Source organism: Nocardia sp. NPDC059154 (assembly GCF_042755705.1).
GTDB lineage: Bacteria > Actinomycetota > Actinomycetes > Mycobacteriales > Mycobacteriaceae > Nocardia.
In genome coordinates, this window is record NZ_JBHZCS010000078.1 from 26,906 (window position 1) to 43,905 (window position 17,000).

Annotated in this window: 16 protein-coding genes; 9 read left to right on the forward strand and 7 right to left on the reverse strand. The window is 68.1% G+C overall.

Annotated elements, in window-relative coordinates; genetic code table 11:
* Positions 1–54: 54 nt before the first annotated feature.
* Entirely contained in the window at positions 55–1,296 is a 1,242-nt protein-coding gene (locus tag ACFXN1_RS42775) for an extracellular solute-binding protein (RefSeq protein ID WP_379445620.1), read from the reverse strand.
* Between the two features lie 158 nt (positions 1,297–1,454).
* On the opposite strand from ACFXN1_RS42775, the gene ACFXN1_RS42780 reads away from it, so the two are divergent.
* The 6 genes from ACFXN1_RS42780 to ACFXN1_RS42805 all read left to right on the forward strand — a co-directional run bounded on the left by ACFXN1_RS42780 (position 1,455) and on the right by ACFXN1_RS42805 (position 8,022).
* Positions 1,455–2,408, forward strand: coding sequence for an SIS domain-containing protein (locus ACFXN1_RS42780; protein WP_379445621.1), 954 nt, complete (start codon positions 1,455–1,457; stop codon positions 2,406–2,408).
* A gap of 13 nt (positions 2,409–2,421) precedes the next feature.
* Complete coding sequence (locus ACFXN1_RS42785) at positions 2,422–3,360, forward strand: ROK family protein (RefSeq protein WP_379445622.1); 939 nt, start codon at positions 2,422–2,424, stop codon at positions 3,358–3,360.
* Positions 3,357–4,514 carry an N-acetylglucosamine-6-phosphate deacetylase gene (locus ACFXN1_RS42790; RefSeq protein WP_379445624.1) on the forward strand — a complete coding sequence of 386 codons (1,158 nt, stop codon included), beginning with the start codon at positions 3,357–3,359 and terminating at the stop codon, positions 4,512–4,514. Before ACFXN1_RS42785 ends, ACFXN1_RS42790 begins: the two co-directional genes overlap by 4 nt.
* Positions 4,502–5,452: a hexose kinase gene (locus ACFXN1_RS42795; protein WP_379445625.1), complete on the forward strand. Its 951-nt coding sequence runs from the start codon at positions 4,502–4,504 to the stop codon at positions 5,450–5,452. The genes ACFXN1_RS42790 and ACFXN1_RS42795 overlap by 13 nt, the downstream gene beginning before the upstream one ends.
* The gene (locus ACFXN1_RS42800; protein ID WP_379445626.1) at positions 5,449–6,306 is read left to right on the forward strand and encodes a class II fructose-bisphosphate aldolase; all 858 of its coding nucleotides are present in this window, start codon (positions 5,449–5,451) and stop codon (positions 6,304–6,306) included. The genes ACFXN1_RS42795 and ACFXN1_RS42800 overlap by 4 nt, the downstream gene beginning before the upstream one ends.
* A 63-nt stretch (positions 6,307–6,369) precedes the next feature.
* Positions 6,370–8,022: a sulfatase-like hydrolase/transferase gene (locus ACFXN1_RS42805; protein WP_379445627.1), complete on the forward strand. Its 1,653-nt coding sequence runs from the start codon at positions 6,370–6,372 to the stop codon at positions 8,020–8,022.
* Here the strand turns inward: ACFXN1_RS42805 and ACFXN1_RS42810 are convergent.
* From ACFXN1_RS42810 to ACFXN1_RS42835, 6 genes are all read right to left on the reverse strand, one after another.
* Positions 8,009–8,857, reverse strand: coding sequence for an NAD(P)H-binding protein (locus tag ACFXN1_RS42810; protein ID WP_379445628.1), 849 nt, complete (start codon positions 8,855–8,857; stop codon positions 8,009–8,011). The two genes, ACFXN1_RS42805 and ACFXN1_RS42810, sit on opposite strands and share 14 nt — an antisense overlap.
* Before the next feature lie 11 nt (positions 8,858–8,868).
* The gene (locus tag ACFXN1_RS42815; protein ID WP_379445629.1) at positions 8,869–9,873 is read right to left on the reverse strand and encodes a saccharopine dehydrogenase NADP-binding domain-containing protein; all 1,005 of its coding nucleotides are present in this window, start codon (positions 9,871–9,873) and stop codon (positions 8,869–8,871) included.
* A 147-nt stretch (positions 9,874–10,020) separates the two neighbouring features.
* The gene (locus ACFXN1_RS42820) at positions 10,021–10,293 is read right to left on the reverse strand and encodes a hypothetical protein (RefSeq protein WP_379445630.1); all 273 of its coding nucleotides are present in this window, start codon (positions 10,291–10,293) and stop codon (positions 10,021–10,023) included.
* A 124-nt stretch (positions 10,294–10,417) separates the two neighbouring features.
* Positions 10,418–11,155, reverse strand: coding sequence for a hypothetical protein (locus ACFXN1_RS42825; RefSeq protein WP_379445631.1), 738 nt, complete (start codon positions 11,153–11,155; stop codon positions 10,418–10,420).
* Complete coding sequence (locus ACFXN1_RS42830) at positions 11,155–11,910, reverse strand: hypothetical protein (RefSeq protein WP_379445632.1); 756 nt, start codon at positions 11,908–11,910, stop codon at positions 11,155–11,157. The genes ACFXN1_RS42825 and ACFXN1_RS42830 overlap by 1 nt, the downstream gene beginning before the upstream one ends.
* A 632-nt stretch (positions 11,911–12,542) precedes the next feature.
* Positions 12,543–13,142, reverse strand: a complete 600-nt coding sequence (locus ACFXN1_RS42835; RefSeq protein WP_379445634.1) for a TetR/AcrR family transcriptional regulator — start codon at positions 13,140–13,142, stop codon at positions 12,543–12,545.
* Positions 13,143–13,227: 85 nt separating this feature from the next.
* On the opposite strand from ACFXN1_RS42835, the gene ACFXN1_RS42840 reads away from it, so the two are divergent.
* The 3 genes from ACFXN1_RS42840 to ACFXN1_RS42850 all read left to right on the forward strand — a co-directional run.
* Positions 13,228–14,835: a family 20 glycosylhydrolase gene (locus ACFXN1_RS42840; protein ID WP_379445635.1), complete on the forward strand. Its 1,608-nt coding sequence runs from the start codon at positions 13,228–13,230 to the stop codon at positions 14,833–14,835.
* 207 nt (positions 14,836–15,042) lie between these two features.
* Complete coding sequence (locus ACFXN1_RS42845) at positions 15,043–16,665, forward strand: MFS transporter (RefSeq protein WP_379445636.1); 1,623 nt, start codon at positions 15,043–15,045, stop codon at positions 16,663–16,665.
* 108 nt (positions 16,666–16,773) lie between these two features.
* The coding region (locus ACFXN1_RS42850) for a hypothetical protein (protein ID WP_379445637.1) at positions 16,774–17,000 on the forward strand (227 nt) is incomplete at its 3' end.

Consider the following 17,000-nt stretch of genomic DNA (forward strand, 5'->3'; position numbering starts at 1 on the left):
CGATCCACGGCAACGCACGCAGCGTGGCCGTGGATCGATGGGAGGCGACGCCCCTCAACTCGCCGCCTGCTGAATCTTCTGCAGCACCGAGGCCGGGTCGCTGCCCTGCGCGATCGTGCCCATCTGCTGCCGGATGGCGCCCTGTGCGGCACCCCATTTCGGGTTGTTGCTCGGGTAGAACTTGGCGACCGGCAGGGTGGCGGCGAACGCCTTCGTGACGGGATCGTCGGTGAGCGCGGCCGCACCGCTGGTGGTGATGGGGATGAAGTGCTCGCCGCTGACGAACTTGGCGTAGACGGCCGCGGAGTAGAAGTAGCTGAGGAACTTCTTGATGGCCGCGGCCTTGGTGCCGTCCTTCTTGAAGGCCATCAGGTGGTCGGCCACACCGAGGGTGGACGGGTCGCCGGTCTTGGTCGGCGAGGGCGCGGTGGCGTACTTCAGGCTCGGATTCTTGGCGGCGATCTGGCTGATGGTCGGCGGCAGCCCCTCGATCATGCCGATCTTGCCCTGGATGAACGCATTGATGACGTCGAGCCGGTTGGTGGCGCCCGGATTCGGTTCGGTCGCACCGGCATCCGCGATGGCCTTCATGGCCCGCACGCCCTCGAGGTTCTGCGGGGTGTCGACGGTGACCTTGTCGCCGTCGGACCAGGTGCCGCCCGCGCCGAAGGTCCAGATGGAGGTCTCGCCCTGGGCTTCCTCGCTGCCCAGCGGCAGCCCGTACCCGGAGACGCCGCCGAGAGCCTGGATCTTCTTGGCGTCGTCGGTGAGCTCCGTCCACGTCCGGGGCGGTGCGCCGATGCCCGCCTTGGCGAACAGCTCGGTGTTGTAGAACAGCGTGCGGGTGGAGGCGAAAAGCGGTAGCGCCCACTGGGTTCCGTCGATGGACGCGTTCTTCGCGAAGCCTGGCTGGATGTCGGCGATCACCGCCGGGTCGGCGATATCGGTGGCCGGGTACAGCTGGCCGTCGGTGGCGTAGGTCGAATAGGCGTCGATGTTCAGGATGTCGGGTGTGGTGCCCTTGGACTGCAGTTTGGTGCGCACCACGTCATTGATCGAATCCCAGGACTCCATCGAGAGTTTGACCTTGACATCCGGATTGGCCTGCTGGAAATCCGCGATGATGGCGTCCCACTCGGCCTTGGTCGCGTCGCTGTAGGTCGGCGCGAGGAAGGTGAGCGTATTGGGGTCCGAGTCGTCGGATTTGCTCCCGCCGAAACCGCAGGAGGACACCGTCAGCACCAGGCCGGTCAGCAGCGCCACCGAGGAAAGTGCGCCGCGCAGTGGACGTTTCACGACAAGGGCTCCTCAATCTGCACACCCTGCGACTCGAATCGCGGATGATGAATGAAGCGAACGATTCGGTATGTCCGAATCTAACGCGAAGTCTGCTCGAATGTGATCGTTTGACCGGGAAAATTGACAGGAACGATCACTGGGTTGATCCTGGGTACGTGCTGCCCGAGGCGAATCGAATCTCCATCCCCGCAAGTCATCTGGCCGCCGGATCCCATCTCGCCCGCGAGGTGGACACCCAGCCCGACGACTGGGCCCGCGCCGCAGCCACCGCCGCCGCGCACCGCCACCTGCTGCCCGTCTCGGGCGAACGGGTGGCCGTACTCGGCTGCGGCACCTCGCTGTTCATGGCCCGCGCCTTCGCGGCACTGCGCGAATCCGCCGGGCAGGGGCTCACCGACGCCTGGCCGGCGGGCGATCCGCGGCTGCGCGATCTCGCGGGGATCGGCCGCGGCTACGACCGCTATCTGGTGATCTGCCGCTCCGGCACCACCACCGAGGTGTTGGACGCCATCTCCGCACTGCCCGAGGAGATTCCGCGCACGGTCATCAGCTCCAGCCCCGCCACGCCGGTGCTGGAGCTGGCCGACCCCATCCTCATCGACGAGGTGGACGAGCGGTCGGTGGTCCAAACCCGGTTCGCCACAACCACGCTGGCGCTGCTGCGCTGGCATCTCGGCGAGGATCTGCGCCCGGTGATCGCGCAGGCCCGGGCCGTGCTGGCCGACCACGACCCCGATGCGCTGAACGTTATCCGCCATGCCGAGCAGATCACTTTCGTGGGAATGGATTTCGCCGCCGCACTCGCCGACGAGGCCGCGCTGAAACTGCGCGAATCCTGCCGCTCCTGGACCGAGTCCTACCTGTCCACCGAGTACCGCCACGGCCCCATCAGCATTGCCGGACCCGGCCGCGTGGTGTGGGCGCTGGGCCCGCAGCCGCCCGGGCTCACCGACGACATCCGCGCCACCGGAGCGCATGTCGAGCAGCGCGACATCGACCCCATGGCCGAGCTGGTGCGGGTGCACCGGCTGTGCCTGCTGCGGGCCGCCGACCTGGGTTTGGACCCCGATCAGCCGCGCAACCTGACGCGATCGGTCATCCTGAGCTGATGGGTGTGCCGTGATGGCTGACGCAGCAACGGATCTAGTGCTCGCCGTGGACGTCGGAGGCGGCACCACCAAGGCCGAGATCACCGATGCGGGCGGCGCCGTCCGCTGCGCGGCAACCGTCGGGACACCGCACGGCCAGGCCGCCTTCGACGCCATCGAACGGCTCGGCCGCGAGCTGCTGGCGGCCCTGCCGCCGGGCGACCGGCAGCGGGTGGCGCGGGCGGCGGTGGTCCTGCCCGGGCTGGTCGACTCCGACCGCGGCATCGCGGTGTTCAGTAGCAATCTCGGCTGGCGGAACGTGAAGGTGGGCAATCGTTTCGCCGACGGCTGGGGCCTGCCGGTGCTCATCGACCACGACGTGACCGTGGCGGGCTGGGCCGAATGGCGCTTCGGCGCGGGCCGCGGCCTCGACGATGTGTGCGTGCTGATCCTCGGCACCGGCATCAGCGGCACACTGTCGGTGGGCGGCCGCCTGGTACGCGCCCCCGCCGGGCAGCTCGGCCTCGCGCAGGCAGGGGAATACGGGCACATCCCCGTGCGCTACCGCGACGGGCTGCCCTGCCCGTGCGGCAATACCGGCTGCGTCGAGACCCTCGCGTCGGGACCGGCCATCGCCCGCGCCTACGCCGCGAGCACCGGCCGCGAAATCACCGGCGCGGAAACCGTTTTCGCCGCCGTCGATACCGATCCGGCGGCCCGGGCGGTAATAGACGATGCCATCGACGCGCTGGCCGCGGGCCTGCTGGGTGTCGTGCACGCGAGCTGCCCCGAGCTGATCGTGATCGGCGGCGGCCTGGCCCGTGCGGGCGCGGTCCTCACCGACGGCCTGCACGCCCGGCTCACAGCCCTGCTGCGGGTGGCACCCGTCCCCCGGGTCACACTGGGCGAGTTCGGTATTCGGGCCGGTCTGATCGGCGCGGCCCATCTGGCGCGGACGGGCGAACTGCGATGAGCGGCCGGCGCGGACTCGAATTGCGCGGCCGGGTGGTGACCCGGGCGGGGGTGCTGGAGGACGGTGTCGTCTCGATCCGGGGCGAGCGGGTGGCCACGGTGCGACCGGCCACCGAATGGGCCACGACCCACCGCGAACTACCGCCCGAATACGCGGGCACGATCGTCCCCGGCCTGGTGGACATCCACACCCACGGCGGTTTCGGCCATCGTTTCGACACCGAGGATCCGGCGGAGGCGCGCGCGGCCGCGGCCTTCCATCACCGGCACGGCTCGACCAGCGTGCTGGCCAGTCTGGTGACCGCGGCGCCCGACACCATGGTGGCCCAGGCCGCCGCGCTGCGGACGCTGGCCGCCGACGGGGCCATCGCCGGCATCCACATCGAGGGCCCGTTCCTGTCCCGGACCCGCTGCGGGGCACACGATCTCGGCTGTCTCATCGATCCGGATCCCGCGCTGATCGACCGTCTGCTGCGGGCCGCCGAGGGCAGCCTGCGGGTCATGACCCTGGCCCCGGAACGTGCCGGATTCGACACCGCCGCCAAACAATTGGCCGACAGCGGCGTGGTGGTCGCCGTCGGCCACAGCGATTCGACCTTCGCCCGCTTCCGGGCGGCGCTGAGCCCGGAGGGGTCCGCCACCCTGGTCACCCATCTCGCCAACGGCATGCCGCCGCTGCATCATCGGGCGGCCGGGCCGGTGGCGGCGGGCCTGGTCGCGGCGGCCCAGCGGCAAGCCTTCGTGGAGGTCATCGGGGACGGCGTGCACGTCGATTCCGGTTTCGGCGCACTGGTTTTCGCCACTGCCCCCGACCGCGTGGTGCTGGTCACCGACGCCATGCAGGCCGCGGGCATGCCGGACGGACAGTACCGGCTGGGACCGCGGCCGGTCACCGTGACCGACGGTGTGGCCCGGGTGCCGGGCGGCTCGCTGGCGGGCGGCACCGCGACGCTGCTGCACTGCCTGCGCTGGGCGGTGCGCGAGTGCGGCGTCCCGCTGTACGACGCCGTCGCGGCCGTCACCTCCACCCCCGCCGACGCCACCGGGCTGGATCAGGTCGGCGACCTGCGGCCGGGCCTGTACGCCGACGCCGTGGTGATCGACGACGACCTGAACCTGCGGCGGGTGCTACGGCGGGGACGGTGGCTGGCGTGATCCTCACCGTCACCATGAATCCCGCCTACGACCTGACCTACCGGCTCGAACGCCTGGAACGCGGGCGCGCGCAGCGGGTGCTGTCGGTCGAGCAGCGCCTGGGCGGCAAGGGCATCAATGTCACCCGCATCCTGTGCCAGCTCGGCAGCTGTGTGCGGGCAACGGGATTCGCCGACCACACCTTCGCCGCAGCGGCCGCCGCCGAATTCCCCGCCGACTTCGTGCCCGCCCTGCCGTGGGTCCGGCGCACCCTGGTGGTCAGCGAATCCCGCGACGGCACCGCCACCGGCCTGTGGGAGCCGGGCGCATACGTGCACGAGCCGCACGCCGTGGACCGGCTGCTGGATCGCGTCGCGTTCCTGCTGCCCGAGCTGCGCGGGCTGGTGATCTCCGGATCGCTGCCCGGCGGGGTCGACGACGCGGTGCCCGCCGAGCTGGTGCGCACGGCCGTCGCGGCGGGCGTGCCGGCCGTATGCGATGTCGACGGTCCGGCGCTGAAGCTCGCGGCCACCGTCCCCGGTGTCGTGCTCACCCCCAATCAGGATGAGCTGGAACGTCTCACCGGCGTGGTCGCCGAGACCCCGCGGGCCGTGGCGGCCGCCGCCGGTCCACTGCTGGCGGCCGGTGTCCGCGCCGTGGTCGCCACCCGCGGCCCGGCCGGCGTGGTCGCGGTGACGCCGTTCGGGGCCTGGTCCGCGACGCTGCCGGAACCGGTGGCGGGCAATCCGACCGGCGCGGGCGATGCCGCCGCGGCCGCTGTGATCCGCGCGCTGGCCGCCCCGGGCGAGCCGGACTGGCCCGCCCTGCTCACCGATGCCGTCGCGACCTCCGCGGCGGCCGTGGTGATCCCGGTGGCGGGCGAGATCGACCTGACGCTCCGCGACCGCCTCGCCCCCGCCGTCCAGGTCACCGCTCTGATCCCGGAGTCCCACCCGTGACGCTGGTCCCGCTCCCCGAGCTGCTCGCCGCCGCCCGTCCCGGCGGGCTGGGCGCGTTCAATGTCATCACCCTGGAACACGCGCAGGCCATCGCCGCCGCCGCCGAGTCCGCGAATCGTCCTGCGGTGCTCCAGATTTCGGAGAACACCGTCCACTACCACCGGGGCCTGAAGCCGCTCGCGCACGCCTGTCTGCACCTGGCCGCCGACAGCACCGCCGCCCTCGCGGTCCATCTGGACCACGCCACCTCCCGCGAATTGATCACGCAGGCGGTGGAACTCGGCATCACCTCGGTCATGTACGACGGCTCCGCCCTCGACTACACCGCCAATGTCGAAGCCACCGCGGCCATCACCGCCTGGTGCCACGACCGGGGCGTGCACGTGGAGGCCGAGCTGGGCGCGATCGGCGGCAAGGACGGTGCCCACACCCCCGGTGTGCGCACCGATCCCGACGAGGCCGTCGCCTTCGTCTCGTCGACCGGGGTGGACGCCCTGGCCGTGGCGGTCGGCTCCGCCCACGCCATGCGCACCCGCGATGCCGTGCTGGACACCGAGTTGATCGCTGCCCTGGCCGCGAAACTGCCGGTCCCCCTGGTACTGCACGGATCGTCGGGCGTCTCCGACGCCGGCCTGGGCGCGGCCGTCCGGCACGGCATGGCGAAGATCAATATCGCGACCCGCCTGAATATCGCACTGGCCGAATCGGTCCGGTCGACCCTCGCGACACACCCGGACCTCTCCGACCCGCGCCGATATCTGGGCCCCGGCCGGACCGCGATTCAGCACGAGGTCGAGCACTACCTCCGCGTCCTGTCCCCCGGACGGGGGATGGCGGGTCCCGCGCGCGCGTGACGATCGGCTCGCGGAACTGTCCTACGCTGCCCGGGAATCGCCACTTCGGCAGTAGGAGGCCCCTTGTTCGGCAGACGCGGATTCCTGACGGGAGCAGCGGCATCGGTGACGGCGGCGGTGGCCGCCACGGCGACCGGACCGGCACCCCGGGCCCGAGCCGATGTGGACCCGGGCAAACCGAACATCCTCGTCGTCATCGTCGACGAGATGCGCGCACCCGCCTGGTTCCCCGATCAGCAGACCCTGGATCAGCTGCTGCCCAACCTGGCTCGCATCCGGCACGGCAGCGTCTCGTTCGAGCAGCACTACACCGCCGCCAACGACTGCACCGCCTCCCGCGGCGCGCTGGTCACCGGGCTCTACAGCCACCAGACCGGCTGCATGGTGGTCTCGGAATCCACTCTCTCCCCGCGCTTCCCGACCTGGGGGTCCATGCTGCGCGAGCAGGGCTACGAGACGACCTGGTGGGGCAAGTGGCATCTGGGCCACTATCCGGATCGCACGCCGGGTGCGCTGGACGCCTACGGGTTCGGCGGCGGCACCTATCCGTCGCCGAACGGCGCGCCGGGGCAGGGGCTACAGGCCGATCCGAAGATCGTCGACGACTTCGTGGACTGGTTCGAGCATGATTCCGGCGGGTCGCCGTGGTGCACCACGGTGTCACTGGTGAATCCGCACGACATCCAGTACTGGCCGCGCTGGACCCGCCGGGACCAGGCCAACCTCGACCTGCCGCGCTGGATGGACCAGCTGCCCGGGAATTTCGAATCGCTGGAACAGCTTTCGGCCAAGCCGCGGCTGCAGATGGCACTGGTGCAGGCGTCGGTGGTGGCCTTCGGGCTCGCACCCTACGGCACGCCCGAGGCCACCCAGGCCTGGATCGATATGCGCAACCTGTACCTATGGCTGCAGCAGCAGGTCGACGGGCAGATCGGCCGGGTGCTCGACACGCTGTACTCGCGACCGGACGTCGCCGCCAATACGGTCATCGTGTTCACCTCCGATCACGGCGATTACGCCGGATCGCACGGGTTGCACGGCAAGGGCGGCGGCGCCTACGACGAGGCGATCCGGGTGCCGCTGTACGTGCACGACCCGCGCGGATACCTCAGCCCCACCGATTCCACCAGCGCCCGCACGCAACTCACCTCCAGCGTGGACCTCGCGCCCCTGCTGCTGACCATCGCCACCGGCGGCGCGGACTGGCGGGCCGGCGACCGCTACGAGCATCTGCGCGGCCGCCTGGACCTGGCCGCCCTGTGCCGCAATGCCTCCGCCGCCGGACGCCCGTGGATCGCGCACACCACCGACGAGTCCACCATCGAGGAGGCGGCGATCCTGTTCGACCACAACGCGCCCGGCCACGTGGCCATGGTGCGCACGGCCGACGCCAAGTTCGCCTCCTACTCGAAATGGCTGGACGGCCGCATCCAGATCGACACGTCGGCCGAGCAGGAGTTCGAGCTCTACGACTACTCCACCGAGAACGGCCGACTGGAGCTCGACAATCAGGCGGCGAGCGGAAATCCGCTGCGGGACACCATGGCACAGCTGCTGGCGCAGGCCATCGACACCGAGATCCAGCAGCCGCTGCCCGGGTACCTGAAGGACGCCCAGGAGCAGGGCATCGACGACTATGTGCAGTCCAACCGCAGCATCGCCGCGCGCGCCGAGCGCCTGGGCAACTTCCTGGAGGACTTCCTCACGCCGAAGTGACGAACTCGCGCAGGGTGATCGGCGGGTGGCCGGTGAACCGTTCGATGGATTCGGTCACGCGGAAGAGCTCGTGACCGGATCCGATGGCCGCGAACATGGTCCAGAGGTGGGTCAGGTGCTCGACGGCCACCGCGTCGCGGTAGACGGTCATGGCCCACTCCGACCACTCCGCCCGATCGACGTTCCGGTAAGGGACGCCGAACAATTCGGCGGCCTCGCCGACGGTCATGATTTCGCCCGCCAGCCACAGCACCGGATCCACCGGGCCCTCGGTACGCAGCACGCCCGCACCGACCCCGGCCACATCCGCGCCCGCGATGAGCGGCAGCACGGTGTCGGGCGAGCCGAGCGGCAGCGCCAACTCCCCGCGGTCGCCGATGGCCACCCGCAGGTTCTCGTAGAACACCGCCGCGCGCAGGTGCACCGCGCCGATGCCGGCGGTGTCGAGCACCTGTTCGGCCACCCAGTGCCGCCGCATGTGCGGGGTGCCCGCCTGCGGATCGGAGCCGAGCTGTGAGGTCGCGACCACGCGCTGCAGCCCGGCCTGCCGCCCGACGGCCGCGAGAACCGCGGTGGCGTCGATCATTCCGGCGGTCACCGGATAGGTGAAATAAGCCCGGCGCACGCCCTGCAGGGCGGGTGTCACGGCGGTAATTTCGCGCAGATCGCCGACGACGACCTCCGCGCCGAGATCCTTCAGCTCGGCTGCCCGGCCGTCATCGCTGTGCACGAAAGCACGCACCGGCAGGCCCGCGCGCATCAGGGTTTCGGCGACCAGCCTGCCGGTACCGCCTTGGCTTCCACCGGCCGCGCCAGTGACGAGAATCGGTTCCATTGCTCTGCTCCTCACGCCGTCGCCGGCAACCGCAGTTCGAAGGCCCCGCGTGCGACGAGGCCGGTCAGGAAGTCCACGGCGTCGAAAGCCTCACCGGGACTGGCGACTCCGCTCTTGGCGCCGCCGTCGGTGAGCCGCACCGCGGCTTCCACCGAAGCCAGCGCGGCCGCCGACCACAGGTCCCGGCCGGTCAGCGTCCCGGCCGCGGAACCGCCGGGCGCGAGAACCTGTGCGGCGATCATGAATTCGCTCGCGGCGCGGGCGGCCGCGTCCACCTGCTCACTGGCGAAGGCCTGCTCCTCCTCGAAGGTGCGCGAGGTCAGCTGTGCCTCCACCGCTCTGGTGCGGGTGTGCCGGGGCACCGTGACCGCTTCCGGGAACGGCACCGGCGCGATCATGGGCCGCGGCCCGACCGGCGGCGGGAACGCGAAGATCGCCTGTCGCGGTTCCACGAATCCGTGCCTCTGTTCGCCGTCCTCGTAGCCGATGCGATCGGTGTCGGCGAACAGCAGCCGCGCGGTCTCCACCGCGCCGTGGGTCATCATCCAGTTGGTGACGTTGTAGGCCACCGTGATCCGGTCGATGTCGGGGATCCCGCGTGCGACGGCACCGGCCAGTAGATCACCCAGTCCCCCATAGAAACTCACGCTCGGCAGCATGGTGATCCCGGCGCGCTGCGCGGGTTCGGTGAAGCTGTCGAACAGCCGCTTGACGTGGTGCACCTCCACCGCGTGATCGACATAGTGGCAACCGCCCTCGACGGCGGCGGTGGCTACCGGCAGTCCGGTGGTGGCGAAGGGCCCCGCGCAGTGGATGATCACGTCGGCGGCCTCGGCCAGCGCTCGCAATGCCCCCGGATCATCCAGCGCGGCGGGCATCACCCGCGAATAACCCAGGGCAGCAAGAGCATCCGGATCCCGCCCGGACACCACCACCTCTTTTCCCCGTGCGGTGAGATCGGCGGCGACCAGGCGACCGGTGTGACCGGTGGCTCCATAGATGGCGAATACGGTCATGAAAGATCAACTCTTTTGACTCGACGGACAATTCGAACGTCAGTTCACGTATATAGACCGCCGCGCCGACGAAAAGTCATCGCTCGTCGCCGGGGAATTTTCGATTCCCGGATCTCCGGACCCCGCAGCCAGGTCATGCACGCAGGCTCACGGCCACCGCAGCTCGGAGTCGTCGACGGCCAGCGTGATGTCCGGAAAGCGTTGCAGCAGTGCGGTGAAGGCCAACCGGCCCTCGAGGCGGGCCAGGGGCGCGCCGACGCAGAGATCGTGTCCCCGCTGGAAGAACAACGCGCCCTCGGCGAACTCGCCAGCGGCCCGACCCGCAACACCCTGGCCGGGCTGGTGATCGGCACGGTCGCCGGAGCCCTCGTCGGCGACCGCACACGATGCGGTAGTGCATTTTCCCGATGTGCCCGACACCCGTGTCTCGACTTTCCGGTGGTCTACCAGAAAGTCGAGACAGGCCGTGCTGTGCCGTGGCGGCAGCGGCCCCTGGGCCGCAGCGCCGAGCTGGGCGGAAGAAATTGACGCCCGCTGATGTCCGCTACTTACTGCTGCCTGAAGAGGAACCGCTGGGCAGCCGCGGGAATCGCAATGGGGAGTCGGGGATTCCGGCGCCGTCGGTGCCCGCGCCGTCCTTGGCGTAACTGCTCTGTCCCGGTGGGGCGGTCAGGGTATTGAGGTAATTCCATCCGCTGTACCCGCCTCCGACCAGTCCGGCCAGGATCGTGCCCGCTAGTCCACCAGCACCGGCGAATACCCCGATAATCGGCAATCCGGTCACCAGGCAGCCCACCGCAAGAACCGCGCACGTCGCCACCGCAAGTACCGCACCGACGATGGCTCCGGCGGCCGCGCCTGCGAGCGGCCCCAGCGCCAGCGCCATGCCGAACTGACCCAGGCTGTCGTTGGCAGCGAGCTGATTCTCCAGCGGAGATGCGATCGGCTGCGCGCTCGCCAGATCGGGGGCGAGGTCCAGAGTTCGACCGCCCGCGGAGATGTTGTGCCGGATGTCGTATCGGATTCCGTTGAGGGCAAAGGCAAGTGGCACCTGGCCGACGACCTGCCCGGCATCGTCGGAAACGACGATGGATCCGCCATCGGCAGCCGGCGTGAAGGTGCCTGCGTCGATCGTGGTGATGACCTGCTCTTCGGACACCTCGCTTCGGTACCCGACGACGGCTGGTTTCGCCGGGTCGGCCAACGCCGGTTGCATGGCCGCTGTTGACGCCGACAGCAACGATCCAGCCGTCACAGTGACGATGGCAGCCTTGCGGATCATCACTGTCCGGCCTCCTGCTGCTCGGGGGCCGGCTTTGCCAGCCCCGGTAGCTGAGACGCGTACTGGCTCTGCCCGGGAGCGGCCTGCATCGTGGTGTAGTAGTTCCACATGCCCTGGAGCAGTCCGGGAGCGCCGCCCAACGCCAGACCGACGACTCCGCCCGCCGCGCCCATCATCGTCATCAGCGGCGCCACCGTCAGCACGCAGCCGATGCTGAGAACCAGACACGATGCCCCGGCAACAGCGAGTCCGGCACCGACACCGACCACAGCGCCGACGATCGTCCCGACCAGTGTGCCGGCGGACAAACCGAAGCCGACCGAGTTGATCAGGTCGTTCATCGCCAGCTGGTTTTCCAAGGGCGAGGCGACCGGGCGCACCGCCGGCCCGCCAGTATTCGCCGGCATTTGCGGAGTCAGCCGCAACGTGTGGCCATCGGCCGAGATCTGCGTGGCGATCGGGTAGCGCTGTCCGTCGAGAACGTAGGCCGTGGGCGTCGAATCAATCGTTGCCCCCGACGAGTTGTGCAGCGAGACGGTCTCGGTGTCCGCGTCCTGCACGAATTCCCCGTCCCCGACGGTCGCAACAACACTGTCGCCGACGATCGCTCCCTGGTAATGCATCGAATCCGCGGGGGCAGCAGACTCCGGCGACGCGGTGGCGTTACCGGACGCGGCGACTCCGGCCGTTGCCATCACGGCGGCAATCACCACAGGGCTCATTCGCCTATAGAGCTTCATCTTGATCCTCATCATTCCGATTTGATTAGGCGGTTGAGAAAATGGCGCGACTGCAGACAGAAGAAACTGGTGATGCGCAGCGCCTAATCGGCTGCACGTTCGGAGTCGCGCCGATGACCTAGATTACATAACGGTCGGCGAATTGGGGAGATTTCGGAAAGACAGGGAGAATCATTTTGCTTCGAAAATTAGACACAAACACGAATAAGTGCCGACTGGCACCCATCTGCCAGCCGACACCAATCGTTGAACACGTAATGATTATAAGAAGACCGATCTACCTCCTAGGATTGGTAGCGCCAGACCGCCAATCGAGCCGACGTTGAACAAGCTAATTCACACTGTGCTCACGCCAGCGCGTCACACCATCGTGAATCGCGACGGGGCACGGTGAAGGGAATTGTGGTGGACCGTGTGCCCAGCGGCGGAACCAGCATGCGCGCCCCGAGCCGGCGCAGGAGTTGTCTAATGCAGTAGCTCGAAATTCGGGGCGGCCTCGTTTGATGCATGGTAGGGATTTCTGCCCCAGACTCCGGGGCCACAAGAACAGATCTGCAACAGCGGGAGCGCGAAAGTGCTTCGTGTCGTGCTGCCGGTGAATCGATTTCGAGTGCCGAGTTCAGTTACCGAGGTCGCTGTGTCAACCCTCACGGTTGCTCACCATATACTTGGCTGGATCGCGAGGCTGTGTCACCGAGGTGCGCCAAGAGCACCCTGCGCACCGCGTGCCAGTCCGCGAGTCGTTCTTCGAGGGACATGCCGCGAAGAGCTTGGGCCCGAGAGCCTTCGAGGATCAGCCGGACGACCCTGAACAAGTCGTCGGGATCGCTGGACTCATCCGCTACGTACGGTCGAACAGTTTCAACCATTCGGTCGAATCGGTCGGCGAAATACGCGTGCGCGGGGTGAAAAGGATCCTGAGCTTCCGCCTCGAGCGCATCGAAGTTGTTCGACTCCTGAGCGCGCGAGCTGTAGTAGTCGACCCCGGCGTCGAGCAGTCCGAGCAGCCCCTTGCCGCCGGCTTGGTCGGACACAGCGGCCGAATCCGTCCTGTCGCGCTCATCGAGTACTGCGACCAGCAACGCCTGCATGTCGGGGAAGTAGTGCATCAGTCCGGGTGCGGACATGCCACAGCGGCGCGCGAGCTCGCGGATCGACAAGGCCCGAATCCCCTGTTCGGCGATGGTCTGACGGGCAACGGCCAGAATTTCCAGACGCCGAGCTTCCGGTGTCATACGTTTGGCCACAATTGCCCTCCTCGTTGCGATGCGGGCCTCGTCACCCTTATGCTCACGCTATCTTACACGTGTTAGATAGCGAAAGGGAGCAGCTTTGATCATTCCGAAGACATACGAACACCGGCCGGGCACTGGCCGGTTCGTGCTGGAGGACGGCATGACCGTGGCGGTGGATTCGTCCGAACTCCGCGATGTCGCCGAGGGATTCGCGAACGAGCTTCGGGCCGATACCGGTATCCGACTGCGCGTGACGGTGGATCCTTCGCCCTCAGCGGCGCTGCGTGTGCGGCTCGACGACCTTGGACTCGACGATCTGCCCCGGCCCCGGGGAGGCCGCGCCGACGGCTTGGCCTCGGCGGACGAAAGGCACGGGCTTCAAGTCGATGATGACGGCGTGGTGGTCTGGGGCCCCGGCCCAGAAGCTGTTCACCGGGGCTTGACGTCACTTCGCCAACTGGCCGCAGCAACATTGACCGAAGGGGCGGCCCGCATCCCAACGCTGTCGATCCGCGATGTGCCCGACTACTCGTGGAGGGGGCTGACCCTCGACGTGGCCCGGACATTCCATGATGTGGACACGGTGAAACGGGTCATCGACATGCTGGCGCTGTACAAGTTCAACGTGCTGCACCTGCATTTGACCGACGACCAAGGTTGGAGGTTCGACGTTCCCGGGTGGCCACAACTACTCACGGTCGGCGCCGCTGGAGCTGCCGAAGGCCGTCCAGGGGGCTTCTACACGCGCGCGGACATTGCCGAGCTGGTCGAATACGCCGCGGACCGCTTCGTGACCGTGGTGCCGGAGGTCGATATGCCGGGTCACAGCGCAGCCGCGATTCGTTCGTATCCCGAGTTGGGGTCGGCACCGGAAGGTCATAGCGGCGCGGTCTACCTCGACCCGGCGGCCGACCGAACGTGGTTGTTCGTCGAGGACGTGGTGGCGGTGCTGGCCGACCAGTTCAAGACCTCGGCCTTCATTCACATTGGTGGAGACGAAGCGTTCGGCATGCGGGCCGAGGCTCACATCGCGTTTCTCGAGCGGGCTGCAGCGATTGTCAGAGAGCAGGGAAAGGACGTCATCGGATGGCAGGAGATGGCTCGCACCGAAGTCTCCTCCAGAGAAACCGTGCAATATTGGATGAGCCTGACCGAAGTGGACGAGATGCTGGGGTCGCAACGCCTGGAAGAACTCATTCCCCCGGAATTCGTCGATGTGGTGCGAGAAAACTTGGAGCGCGGCCGGACCGATCTTCAGCGAGCACTCGCGTTGGGCGCGAATATCATTGCGTCACCGACGTCCCGTTTCTACCTGGACCGCCCGTTCGCGGATTCGGCCCTCGACCCGAGCCACGAACACGCTCGAAGCCGCCTCGGGATGTCCGCCTATACGCCGACCTCAATCGAGGATGGGGTGAATTGGGAAATCGAAGACGAGCTTCCCGGTGTCGACCTGGACGCCCAGCTGGTTGGGTTCGAGGGCGCCGCATGGTGCGAAACGGTCACTGGGCGTGAGGATTTGGAGCTCCTCCTCCTTCCGCGACTGGCCGGTGTGGGTGAACGATCCTGGCGCGCCCTCGCCAGAGCGGACTGGCCCGATTACCGGCAGCGTCTCGCCACTCATTCGAGAGTGTGGAATGCCCGCGGATGGAACTGGTTCACGGCGTCATCGATACCCTGGATCGACGCGCCGGGCAATAGCTGAGAGGCGCTATTCGAGAAAAGCTCGAATTCACCGACGCCAATCCCCTCTTGTGCCATAATTCACTCACTCAGCTCATCTGGTAGTTGAGTTCGTCGAGACGACATGAGCGCGGTAAATTTCGCCCTTCCGGCGCGACCATCCCATTCGCCGCTCCACTTGCGTGATGTCACGCGTTTGTCGTCAGTTGAATTCCCGAAAGGGGTTGGTATGTCCACAACTCCCACTGTCGAGCCGGCCGACGGCGCCGATCCGCCGGAAGCACCCGGGGCGAGCAGCCGACCCGCCGGCTTGTCCCGAGCCCGAGTGTTCATCGCATTGGTGCTGATCGTGTTGTTCAGCGAGATCGCGCCGATCCAGACGATGATGGCCGCAGCCGCCTTGGACAAGATCGCGGCCGTCTTCCCGGGCAGTGGCACGAATACCGCCTGGACCATCATCGTGTCCGGTCTCATCGGAGCCGCCGCCGCACCGTTGATCGGCAAGATCGGCGATAGCTGGGGCCGAAAGCAGACTTTCGTGACCTGCGGCGCGCTGTTCGCGGCGGGGTGTCTGGTCTGCGCGCTGGCCGGCGGCTGGACGGCCTTCCTGTTCGGCCGCTGCCTGCAGTCTTTCGCGGTCGCGGGTGGAGTCGTTGCCTACGGGCTGGTCAGGGATCTGCTGCCGCGCACCGACACCGCACTCGGGTTCGGTGCGATCGCCGCCGGATCCGGGTTCGCCACGGCCGTCGCGCCGCTGGCCGTCTGGCTCAATGGCACGCACGGCTGGAGCGCGGCATTCTGGCTGTCGCTGGCGTTCACGCTGGTGATGATCCCGTTGGTCGTGGTGGCCGTACCGGGTTCGAAACCAGTTGCGCGCCAGCGTCTCGGCCTCACCGACACGGTTCTGGTCACGGTCGGCGCCGCACTGGTGATGGTCTATGTCGACCGGGGACAGGACTGGGGCTGGACCAGACCCGCGAGCCTGGCCTGGCTGGTCAGCGGGCTGGCAATGCTGGCCCTGTTCGTCCTCGCGCAGCCGCGGCTGAACGCGCCGCTGATCGATCCCCGCGTGTTGCGCCGGCCTCGCTTCGGCCTGCTGCTCGCGGTGGGACTGCTCGCATCGTGCACGATCGGTGTCCAGACCTACGCGATCACCTACATGGCCCGCACGCCCAGCCCGGCCGAGATCGAAAACGGAGTTGTCGCAGGCACGCTCGCGAAGGTCGCACAGGCCAGCGGAATGCTCCTACCGCCCGAAGCCGTCGAGGTGAGCCTCGTCCCAGGATTCAGTTACAGCAGTGGCTTCACCACGCACGAGTACGGCCTGCGTATCGCGCTTCTGCAGGGCATGATCACGATTGCCTTCGGCGTGATCGGCGCCCTCGTGGCGCGTCGGCTCGGCGCCCGGCTCCCGCTGTTGTCCGCCGCGGTGCTGTTCGCTGCGATCGCACTTGTCGAGGCTGCCGGATCGCATACCTGGGACATTCTCACCCTCACCAACGCAGCCTTCGGGTTGGCGCTCGGCTTCTTCTACACGGCCGCACCGGTTCTCGTCGCCGAGACGGTGCCGCGCGAGCAGACCGGTGCCGGCTTCGGCATGTTCACCCTGGTCCAGGGTGTGGGTACGGCGATCGGCGTCGCTATTGTCATCGCCTTCACAGCGGCACACCCGATGGCGGCCAGTGTGCGTGTCCCCGGAATGCCGCCCCTGCTCAGCCCGATTCCCGGGGTGTTCGCTGACCGCGGCTTCGAATTGGGAATCTGGTTCGCTACGGCGACCGCGCTCGCCGCGCTGGTCCTGTCGTTGCTTGTGCGCCCCGCCCGAGCCGCGCTCGGTGAACCGGGTGCGTGAGAACGCCACTCGCTGTTGCGTGGTGGGGCTGCTGCCGGAAGGAGCAGCCCCACTCGGCACCGGCAGGAACTCCGATTCCGAAAACCAAGACCTCACACCGGAGAAGAGATGAATCACCCCTTGCCCGCCGACTCGCCCGATCTGGAAGCGCATCTGACCGCGCTGCTGGACAAGCTGACGACGCAACAGAAAGTGCGGCTCCTGAGCGGCGAATCGCCCTGGTCGCTGCCCGCCGAGCCCGCCATCGGGTTGCGGTCGATCGTCATGTCGGACGGCCCCTCCGGCGTCCGGGGCGGGTCGATGGACGACCGGGACCCCTCCGCCAGCCTGCCCTC

Coding starts and splice junctions, on each gene's coding strand:
- ACFXN1_RS42785 (WP_379445622.1), top strand. CDS start 2,422: ATGGCTGACGCAGCAACGGATCTAGTGCTCGCCGTGGACGTCGGAGGC.
- ACFXN1_RS42790 (WP_379445624.1), top strand. CDS start 3,357: ATGAGCGGCCGGCGCGGACTCGAATTGCGCGGCCGGGTGGTGACCCGG.
- ACFXN1_RS42810 (WP_379445628.1), bottom strand. CDS start 8,857: ATGGAACCGATTCTCGTCACTGGCGCGGCCGGTGGAAGCCAAGGCGGT.
- ACFXN1_RS42815 (WP_379445629.1), bottom strand. CDS start 9,873: ATGACCGTATTCGCCATCTATGGAGCCACCGGTCACACCGGTCGCCTG.
- ACFXN1_RS42825 (WP_379445631.1), bottom strand. CDS start 11,155: ATGATCCGCAAGGCTGCCATCGTCACTGTGACGGCTGGATCGTTGCTG.
- ACFXN1_RS42830 (WP_379445632.1), bottom strand. CDS start 11,910: ATGATGAGGATCAAGATGAAGCTCTATAGGCGAATGAGCCCTGTGGTG.
- ACFXN1_RS42845 (WP_379445636.1), top strand. CDS start 15,043: ATGTCCACAACTCCCACTGTCGAGCCGGCCGACGGCGCCGATCCGCCG.